This is a genomic window from Pararhodospirillum oryzae, from assembly GCF_007992075.1.
Lineage (GTDB): Bacteria > Pseudomonadota > Alphaproteobacteria > Rhodospirillales > Rhodospirillaceae > Pararhodospirillum > Pararhodospirillum oryzae.
In genome coordinates, this window is record NZ_BJZO01000117.1 from 1 (window position 1) to 9793 (window position 9793).

Genomic DNA, 9793 nt, shown 5'->3' on the forward strand with positions numbered 1-9793 from the left:
GACCCTCACCGTCGGCCTGATCGACACCCTGACCGGTACCTCGGGCAACGACAGCGTGACCCTGGCCGCTGGTGGCAACACCATCGTCGTGTCGGCGATCGAAACCCTGTACGGTGGCTCGGGCACCGACGCGGTGGCCCTGGGTGCCACCGGTGGCTCGACCATCATTCTGGTGGGCGTTGAAAGCCTGGTCGGTGGTTCGGGCAACGACGCGGTGACCTTGGGTGCCCGCGGCAATACCATGACCCTGGCGGGCGTCGAAACCCTGACCGGTGGCGCCGGTATCGACGTCATCACCGTGGGAACCCCCTACGCTTCGAATGGCACGACCCTCACGGTGTCGGGCATCGAAACCCTGAGCGGGTCGACCTACACCACGGAAGTGGTGCGGATCAGTGGCAGCACCACCATGACGGTTTCGGGCTTCGAAACCATCATGGGCGGTTCGGGTGTCGAGCTGATTACCCTGGGTGACACGAGCGCCGGCAACACCGTCGTGGGTGGGATCAGCTCCCTGATCGGTAGCACGGGCTCTGACTCCATCGAGCTGGCGACGGGTGGCCAGACCATCACCGTGGCCCGGGTCGAAGCTCTGACCGGTGGGTCGGGCAACGATCTGGTGACGTTGGGTGACGCCGGCAACACGATCTCCATCGCGGCTGTCGAAACCCTGTATGGTGGCGCGGGCAACGACGCGGTGTCGTTCAGCTCCTCCAGCAGCACCACCATCACCCTGGTGGGCGTCGAAACCCTGACCGGTCATACCACGGGAGTTGAAGCGGTCACCCTGGGGGCCCGCGGCAACACGATCCTGGTCTCCGCCATCAACACCCTGACCGGCGGCTCGGGCAACGATGTCATCACCCTGGGTTCCAGCGGCGAAGCCATCACGGTTGGTGGTATCGAAACCCTGTATGGTGGCGCGGGCACCGACACCGTGACGCTGGTTAACACCGGCAACACCATGATCCTGACGGCGGTCGAGAACCTGACCGGCGGCACGGGCAACGACTGGATCAACCTGGGTGCGCGTGGCAACACCATGACGCTCTCCGGTATCGAAACCCTGGTGGGTGGCGCCGGCAACGATGTCATTACCCTGGGCAACTCGGGCAGCACGGTGATCCTGGCGGGCATCGAAACCCTGACCGGCGGGTCGGGCACCGATGTCGTTACCCTGGGCGCCCGCGGCGCCACCATGATGGTGAGCACCATCGACACCCTGACCGGCGGGTCGGGCAACGATGTCATCACCCTCGCTTCCGGCGGCCAGATCCTGACGGTCGGCGGGATCGAAACCCTGACCGGTGGCGCTGGTGCCGATCAGGTTACCCTGGCGGCGGGTGGTCAGACCCTCACGATCCAGGGCGTGGAAAGCATCGTTGGTGCCGCGGCCACGATTAACCCGCTGACCGGCGCCGTGACTCCTGGTGGCGCTGACTGGGTGAACCTGGGTCCGGCCGGCAGCACCGTGACGCTGATGACGGGCATCGAAACCCTGATCGGTGGCACGGGCAACGACGTGGTCACCTTGGGGTCCACGGGCAACCAGATGATCCTGGCGGGCATCGAAACCCTCACCGGTGGTGACGGCAACGACGTGATCACCCTGGGCGCGCGTGGCAACACGATGACCCTGAGTGCGATCGAAACCCTGACCGGTGGTACGGGCAACGATCTCATCACCCTGGCCACGGGCTCGACCATCACGGTGCTCGGGGGGATCGAAACCCTTACCGGTTCTTCCGGGAACGACTTGGTCACGTTGAGCGGCGCCAACACCATCACGCTGGGCAGCGTTGAAACCGTCACCGGTTCCAGCGGCGCGCAGTGGGTTACTCTGGCGTCCGGCGGTCAGACCCTCGTGGCCTCGACCATCGAGACCCTGGTCGGTGGGTCGGGCAACGACTCGGTGACCCTGGGTGCCGCGGGCAACACGGTGATCCTGGCGGCGGTCGAAACCCTCACCGGTGGCGTGGGTAACGATCTCGTTGTCCTGGGCGCGCGTGGCAACACGATGACCTTCTCGGGCATCGAAACCCTGACCGGTGGCGCGGGCAGCGATGTCCTGACCCTGGGCGCGGCTTCGACCGTGATCATCACGGGCGGGGTTGACACCCTGACCGGTTCCTCCGGGAACGATCTGATCACCCTGAGTGGCTCGACGACCATCACTCTGGCGGCGGTCGAGACCGTGACCGGTGCCACGGGCGAGCAGTGGATCACTCTGGCGGCGGGGAACCAGACGGCCTCCCTGTCCCAGATCGAAACCCTGATCGGTGGCTCGGGCAACGACTCGGTGACCCTGGGTAACTCCGGCAACACCGTCATCCTGGCGGCGGTCGAAACCCTGGCTGGTGGTACGGGCAACGACTGGATCAACCTGGGCGCGCGTGGCAACACCATGACGCTCTCGGGCATCGAAACCCTGATCGGTGGCGCGGGCAATGACTCGGTGACGCTGGGGGCTTCGGGCAACACTGTCATCCTGGCGGCGATCGAAACCCTGACCGGTGGCGCGGGTAACGATGTCATCACCCTGGGCAACCGCGGTGTCAGCATCACGATCGGCGGCATCGAAACCCTGACCGGTGGCACGGGCAACGACTGGATCTCGCTCCAGGATGGCGGCCAGACCGTCAACCGCCTGAGCGCGATCGAAACCCTGGTCGGCGGTTCGGGCACGGATACGGTGTCGCTGGGTAACTCCGGCAACACGGTGGTCCTGGCCTCGATCGAAAACCTGGCCGGTGGCACGGGCAACGACTGGATCAACCTGGGCGCGCGTGGCAACACCATGACGCTCTCGGGCGTGGAAACCCTGGTCGGTGGCTCGGGCACCGATGTCATCACCCTGGGGGCTTCGGGCAACACCGTCATCCTGGCGGCGATCGAAACCTTGGCTGGTGGCGCGGGTAACGACGTCATCACCCTGGGCGCGCGTGGTGGCACCATCTCGGTGTCCTCCATCGAGACCCTGACCGGTGGGTCGGGTAACGACGTCGTGACGGTCACCGCCGGGGCGATCACCTTCCAGAGCGGCGCCGGTAACGACAGCATCACCCTGGTGAGCAGCGGGACCACCGACACCATCGTGTTCAACTCGGAGGACAACGGGACCGATACGGTCACCAACTTCCAGTCGGGCACGGACAAGGTGTCGATCCAGGGTGCCCTGCGCACGGCGGTCGATAACAACGCCAACGGCCTGCTGGCTTCGGCCACCCGCGCGAGCGGCGAGGTCAATCTCAGCACGGACGAGCTGGTTGTCCTGTCCACGAGCGTCAGCGATCTGGAAGACACCGGGTACGCCTCGTTCCGCACCGCCCTGGGCACGCTGAACAACAGCTCGGCCGATGCCAGTGTGCTGGTCCTGGCCCACAGCGGTTCGACCTCGGGTCTGTACATGGTCACCGACGCCAACGGCGACGGCTCGATCAGCGCCGATGAAACCAAGCTGCTTGGCAAGTTCAACGGCTCGACCCTGACCGCCAGCGATATCCTCGCCGGCTAATCGGTCAAAACACGACGCAAGGGAGGGGCGGCCTTCGGGCCGCCCCTCTTTTTTTTTCCGCGCGGCTGTTCCTCTTGTATGCTGACTGCCCCGGAAAGAAGAAAGCGGCCCCCATGACCTACCCCTGGCCAGAGCAATCCCCCGAGGCCCGCCTTGATCGGGTCCGATCCTTGTTTGCCCGTTCCATTGCCGTGAAAACGACCGTCATGGCCGAGCATGCGGCGGTGATCGTCGAAATGGCGGAAATCTGCCATCGGGCTCTGGCGGCGGGGGGCAAGATCTTGCTGTGTGGCAACGGCGGGTCGGCGGCCGACGCCCAGCATCTGGCGGCGGAGCTCCTGGTCCGTTTGCGCGCCGAGGTGAACCGGCCGGGGTTGCCCGCCCTGGCGCTGGCCCTGGATTCATCGTCAATGACGGCGTGCGGCAATGACTATGGCTATGAAGGCTTTTATGCGCGCATGACCGAAACCCTGGGTCGTCCCGGGGATGTCTTGCTAGGCCTGACCACGTCGGGGCGCTCTCCCAATGTGGTCGCCGCCCTGGCCCGCGCGCGCCAGAGCGGCCTTCGCACCATCGGCTTCCTGGGGGGAAGCGGCAAACCGGCCCTGGACCATTGCGACTGCGCGCTGCTGGTGCCATCCCATGAAACGGGCCGGATTCAAGAAGTCCACATCACGGCCGGCCACGCCTTGATCGAACTGGTCGAAGACGCGCTTCTGGCCTGCGGTCACATCACCCTCGATCCGCAGGAACGGTAGCGTTTACCCGGAAAAAGTGGGCACCGCTTTTCCCAAGGAAATCAAATAAAGGAATTTAGCGTTCTCCAGAGTCAATTTAAACTGGAAGACTCCCTCAGCACCGTGCGTTAAACCGGATCCGGGCGCGGTGCTTTGATGTTTTATTTTTGCGTTCAACTGACCCGAAAAGCGGCTCGAACTTTTCGGGTTTCACTTTAAAGCATCGAGATCGCCGCGCTTGTCGCAACACTCACGTCGTTGAGCATGCCCAACAGACGGACCTCGCCGCCAGCCAGCGCTCCCGAGATCGTTTCCTGGCGAAGGACCAGGTAAACCCCGGTATCCCGTCCGTTCGACGCCAGGACCAGCCCGGTCGCGGGTCCGTTTAATGCCCCGATGGCTCCACGAAAGGCGGCAAAGCCATCGTCGGTCAGGTTGGAAAGCGTTGTTTCAAGGCGGATTACCTCGGCGCTCTCAAAGGAAACCGCCCCGGTGCGCTGGACAACGGCGGTCACGGCGCCGTCTCCATTGCGGTCGATCAGGCTCCCCAGGGATCCCGTCACCGCAAGGGTGTCGCCTCGTGCCACGGAAAAACCGTGGATCACATCCTCGCCCACGGTCGCGCCCGGGGCGGCACCGTCGTCGATGGTCGAAAACACGACCGCCGTCCCGGTTGTCTGCCCGCTGTCCAGGGACAGGATGTCGATCCCCGTTCCAACGGTCAGTTGCTCGATCCCGGAAAGAAAGATGCTGTTCCCCCGCGCCCCCAGCCGGACGTGATCGGTCCCGGCTCCCCCCACCAGGGTTTCCACCCCGGCCAGAATGACCGTGTTGCCCTGGCTGCCCAGGTTGACCCAGTCGTGCATCTGGCCGCCAATCAGGGTTTCAATGCCATCCAGCGTGATCGAGTTGCTGGCGGTGCCCAGGGTGATGAAGTCGGCCCCTGCCCCCCCGTGCAAGGTTTCAACGCCCCACACGGCGGTGAGATTCCCCCGGGCGCCCAGGGTCACGGTGTCCGTGCCCGCGCCGCCGATCAGCGTTTCCACCGCCGTGAGGATGACGGCATTGCTTTGGCCGGCCAGGGTGATGACATCGGTGCCCGCGCCGCCAATCAGGGTTTCCACCGCGCTCATGGTCATGGTGCTGCCCCGGGCCCCCAGGGTGATGAAGTCCCCGGCACTTCCGCCGGTCAGGGTTTCCAGGCCGACCAGGATCACGGTGTTGTCCTGGGCGCCCAGGGAAACAACGTCGGTTCCGGCGCCTCCGATCAGAGTCTCCACCCCGATCATCCCCATGGTATTGCCCCGAGCCCCCAAGGTGACGTAATCGGCGCCACTGCCCCCGATCAGCGCTTCAATCCCCAGGATGGTCAAGGTGTTGCCCCGCGCCCCCAGGCTCACGACATCGCTGCCGCCTCCCCCGACCAGGGTTTCAATCGCGGTGAGAATGATCGAATTGCCGCCATCGCCCAGGGTGATGCCATCGCCGCCCCGCCCGCCGATCAGGGTTTCGACCCCCACGACCAGGGTCGAGTTGCCGCGATCGCCCAGGAAAATGAAATTACCCCCGCCCGAGGTTCCGTAAAGCGCCTCAATGCCGGCCAGGATCATGGTGGTTCCCAGCCCGGTCAGATGGACGATGTCGCTGCCGCTCCCCCCGATCAGGGTTTCAATCCCCCCCAGGGTGATATCGTTCGGCCCCGCCAGTTCCACCCAGTCCCCGCCCCGTCCCCCTTGCAGGGAATCGATCTGGGCCAGGGTGATGGTGTTGCCGCGATCGCCCAGGGTCACGGCGTCGCGCCGCGCGCAGCCGGTCAAGGTTTCGATCGCGGCCAGGGTGATGGTGTTGCCCATGCTCCCCAGGCTTCCGAGAGGCCCCAGGGTGACGACGTCGCTCCCCGCGCCCCCCACCAGGGTTTCGACTTCGCTCAGGTGAATGGTATTGCCGCGATCGCCCAGGGTCAGCCAATCGTTGCCGGCCCCGCCGCTCAGGGTTTCGACGGCGGCCGTGATCAGGGTGTCGTTCAGGGGGGTGAGCGTGATCACATCGTTGCCGGCCCCGCCCACCAGGGTTTCCACCCCGCTCAGCATGATCGTGTTGCCCCGGGCCCCCAGGTCGATCCAGTCGGCGCCGGCCCCGCCATTCAAGACTTCGACCGCCGCCATGATCAGGCGATCATCGTGGGCGCTCAACCTCACGGTATCGGTGCCACTGCCTCCGATCAGGGTACTGACGCCTTCAAGGGTGATGGAGGCCCCGCCCGAGCCCAGGTCGATCCATTCATGCCCCGAGCCCGACACGCTTTCGATGTTGGAAAGCATGACACGCCCCCCGCCGGTCAGGACGATGGAATCCGCTGCCGTGGATCCCGTCACGCTTTCCACCTCGGCCAGGGTCACCGAGTTGCCCGTGCCCGACAGAATGACAAGATCCAGTCCCGCGCCCGCGTTGATCACATCTCCCGGGCCGGCATGGATGATGTCATTCCCCTGGCCCCCGACCAGGTAATTGGGCAGGTCGTTTCCGGTCAGCGTGTCGTCGCCCAGCCCTCCGATGGCCTGTTCGATGGTGACGCCATAGGCGATGGCCACGTTGTTCACCGCCCCGATCGAGCTGAACGCTCCCGCCCGCAGGTCGATGACAACCCCACCCGACTGCCCCGAGGCGTCGATGATATCGATCCCGTCCACGTCCCAGATCGCGAAGCGGGTGGTGCCATTGGGGGTGTAGGTGTTGGCCGAGGCGTTCGTGGTCGTGTTGACCCCGTACAGGTATTGAATGGCCGCGATGTCATAAAGCATGGGCCCGGAGGGTGCCACTCCACTGGCGGCGGCGGTGGCCGACATCACCGTGTAGGCCGTCGTGTCCTGATTCGTCGGCAGGTAGGGGCTCACGGGGGCAATGCCGCCTAGCGTGTAGTTCCCCGGCTGCTTGAGGCCCAGGGCGCGGCCGATCAGCTGCAGCAGGATCTGAAACCCTTCCTGGCCTGCGTTGAGCGCGCTTGCGTTGGCGGCATAGTTGGCATTCACATAGATGTCGCCCGCCGTGTTGCCCGCCGTCGGGTAATAGGCGTATCCCGTTGCCGTCGCGGCCTGGCTGTTGGTCCCGAACTGGAGATCCCCGCCCGAGGCGGTTTCCTGGAACGTCAGCCCGGCCACGGCGCTCCAGGCGCCGAGCGCGGCCCGGGTCGCGGCTTTCTGGGCGTCGGTCATGGCGACGAAACCCGTGGCATCCACCGTGCCCGCCGCGTAATCCGGAACCGCCGTCAGGAACGAGTAGGTCAGGGTGTCAGCCGTTCCCACGGCGGCATCGGCATTCCAGCGGGTGGCGGCATCCGCCAGCAGGGCGTCGATATAGGTCTGGCCGGTAATCGTGGGCATGGCGTCTCGTCCAAAAAGGGAGGGGAAGTCAGCTCCACCTCTGTCTTCGTTATCCGGAGTCCGTCGTTTGGGGAGAAGTGGTTTTCGTTTTTCCCGGATAAACTCTAAGGGACTTTTCCCGATGCATGGAAGCCAAAGTCACAAGGCAATTCCCCCTCGGGGCTGACCCGTGTCCTTGAAACTCTCCTTGCCAGAAGGCAGGCGAGGGGGTTTGCTTCCCTCTCTTTCTTGCCGGATCCGATCCGGCCTTCGTGGAAGGCTTCCATGATCATCAGCCTGGTAACCCCCTCCCTCAACCGTGCCAGCTGGATTGGCGCGGCGTTGCAAAGCGTCGTCGAGCAGAAAGACGATGCCATCGAAATCCTAATCATTGATGGCGGATCCACGGACGGAACCCATGACCTGGTCCGCCAGCGGTTTCCCCAGGCGACCTTGATCATTCAGCCCGACCGCAATCTGTACGAGGCGCTCAACCGGGGCATCGAACGGGCCCGGGGCGACGTGGTCGGTTTCTTGAACACCGATGACCGTCTGTTGCCCGGCGCCCTGGCCGCCGTGCGGGCCGGATTCGCCCGTCGGACGGACAGCGCCAGTGTGTGCGGGGGCTGTCTGTTGCAAACATGGGACGGCCCCACCACCGTGCAAGAACAAGTCTTGAATCACCCGGCGCCCAAGGCCCTGCGCGCCGGCGACATCATTTCCGGCCATATCCTGCTCAACGGGCGTTTCTTTCACCGCCCGGTGCTTGAGGCACTGTCGGGCTTCGACGACACCTATCCCACGTATGCCGACCGCGATCTTCTGGGCCGGTATCATCTGGCGGGCTACCAGACCACGGTCCTTGACGAAGTCATCTACGCCTATGGCTGTCACGCGGCTTCGCTGACGTTCAGCGGACGGGCTTCCCCGACCTTGCTGGCGGAAGCGACCTTGATGGCCCGCACCCGCTTGCACGACAGCCCATCGGGGGCCGCGCGACGCTTCTACCGACGCTGGCATGGATGGGCCGCCGGATATGAAAGCGCTCGCCTGGCGGTGACCGGCGAAATCAGCAAGGCCTGGAAAACCGGCCGCGCCGCGCTGGCCACGGACCCGCTTTGGCCGGTCTTTTTCGCCCAGCATCTGGGGTGGCATGTGGGAACCCGTCATGAACGACACACCTGAGACGACCGATCTCCCGACCGACCGCGGCGCGGGGATGTCCCCTCCCCCTCGGATCAGCGTCGTCATCCCGGCTTACAACCGCGCCGCCCTGATCGGGCGGGCCGTGCGCAGCGTCCTGGCCCAGGACGTTCCGGTTCATGAAATCCTGGTGGTCGACGATGGGTCTTCCGATGACCTGGCCGGCGCCCTCGCCCCATTCGGCGCCGGGGTCCGTGTGCTGCGTCATGCCATCAATCAAGGCGCGGCGGCCGCGCGCAACACCGGCCTTGCCGCCGCGCGCGGATCGATGATCGCCTTCCTGGATAGTGACGACGCCTGGAAACCGGGCAAGCTCGCGGCCCAGCTCGCGTTCATGCAGGGGCATGGGCTGACGATTTCCTGCACCGGGTTCGAACTCGTGGCGCCGACCCCTGGCGCCGAACCACGCGCGGCCCGCCGCCCCTATGCGTCGCGCCTGACGGCCGAGGATGTGGCCTGGGGGTGCTACACCAGCCCCGGGTCCACCCTGATTGCCGCACGCGAGGCCCTGCTGGCCTGCGGGGGCTACGACACCGCGTTTCCCCGTTACGAGGATTGGGATCTGCTGGTCCGCCTTGAGGCCCGCTTTCCCGGAGCCCTGGGTTTTTGTCCGGCCGTGCTCGCCACCATTCACCTGGGCGGCCGTCCCGCGCCAGCCCTGGCCCTCGCGGGCCTGGAGCGGATGGAAGCCCGGCACGGCTCCGAATTCCGGGCCCGAAGCCGCCGGCTGACGCGATCGTTCCAGGCCGGCCTTGCCTTCAATCGGGCCGCGACCTGGGCCAGCGCCGGCCAGCCCGCCCGGGCGGTGGGCGGGCTGTTGCGCTGCTTTAGCCTGGCCCCTTGGGGGAACGGCGCGGTGTGGGCCATCCTGGCCGACCGGGTCCGGCGCCGGAAAGAAGCCGCCCGCCCGTCTTCCCCCTAGAGTAATCCGAGACCAGGTTGGGCCATTTCTTGGCCCAACCTGGTCTCGAAGTTACTCT

5 protein-coding genes are annotated in these 9793 nt (G+C 65.5%); 4 read left to right on the forward strand and 1 reads right to left on the reverse strand.

Annotated features, from left to right (window positions below):
* Both ROR02_RS15040 and ROR02_RS15045 read left to right on the forward strand, forming a co-directional pair.
* Window positions 1-3514 (forward strand): beta strand repeat-containing protein (locus tag ROR02_RS15040; protein ID WP_147164865.1); only part of this gene is annotated, 3514 nt, incomplete at its 5' end.
* A 113-nt stretch (window positions 3515-3627) separates the two neighbouring features.
* Complete coding sequence (locus ROR02_RS15045) at window positions 3628-4272, forward strand: D-sedoheptulose-7-phosphate isomerase (protein WP_147164866.1); 645 nt, start codon at window positions 3628-3630, stop codon at window positions 4270-4272.
* Between the two features lie 194 nt (window positions 4273-4466).
* Here ROR02_RS15045 and ROR02_RS15050 read toward each other — a convergent pair whose 3' ends face one another.
* Complete coding sequence (locus tag ROR02_RS15050; RefSeq protein WP_147164867.1) at window positions 4467-7631, reverse strand: M10 family metallopeptidase; 3165 nt, start codon at window positions 7629-7631, stop codon at window positions 4467-4469.
* A gap of 264 nt (window positions 7632-7895) precedes the next feature.
* Here ROR02_RS15050 and ROR02_RS15055 point away from each other — a divergent pair, with 264 nt between their 5' ends.
* Both ROR02_RS15055 and ROR02_RS15060 read left to right on the forward strand, forming a co-directional pair.
* On the forward strand, window positions 7896-8795 hold the full coding sequence (locus ROR02_RS15055) for a glycosyltransferase (protein ID WP_147164868.1): 900 nt from the start codon (window positions 7896-7898) through the stop codon (window positions 8793-8795).
* Window positions 8779-9735: a glycosyltransferase family 2 protein gene (locus ROR02_RS15060; protein ID WP_170245144.1), complete on the forward strand. Its 957-nt coding sequence runs from the start codon at window positions 8779-8781 to the stop codon at window positions 9733-9735. Before ROR02_RS15055 ends, ROR02_RS15060 begins: the two co-directional genes overlap by 17 nt.
* Window positions 9736-9793: the final 58 nt, after the last annotated feature.

Excerpts from the sequence above, each read along its gene's own strand:
- ROR02_RS15045 (WP_147164866.1), top strand. The coding sequence starts at position 3,628 with ATGACCTACCCCTGGCCAGAGCAATCCCCCGAGGCCCGCCTTGATCGG.
- ROR02_RS15050 (WP_147164867.1), bottom strand. The coding sequence starts at position 7,631 with ATGCCCACGATTACCGGCCAGACCTATATCGACGCCCTGCTGGCGGAT.
- ROR02_RS15055 (WP_147164868.1), top strand. The coding sequence starts at position 7,896 with ATGATCATCAGCCTGGTAACCCCCTCCCTCAACCGTGCCAGCTGGATT.
- ROR02_RS15060 (WP_170245144.1), top strand. The coding sequence starts at position 8,779 with ATGAACGACACACCTGAGACGACCGATCTCCCGACCGACCGCGGCGCG.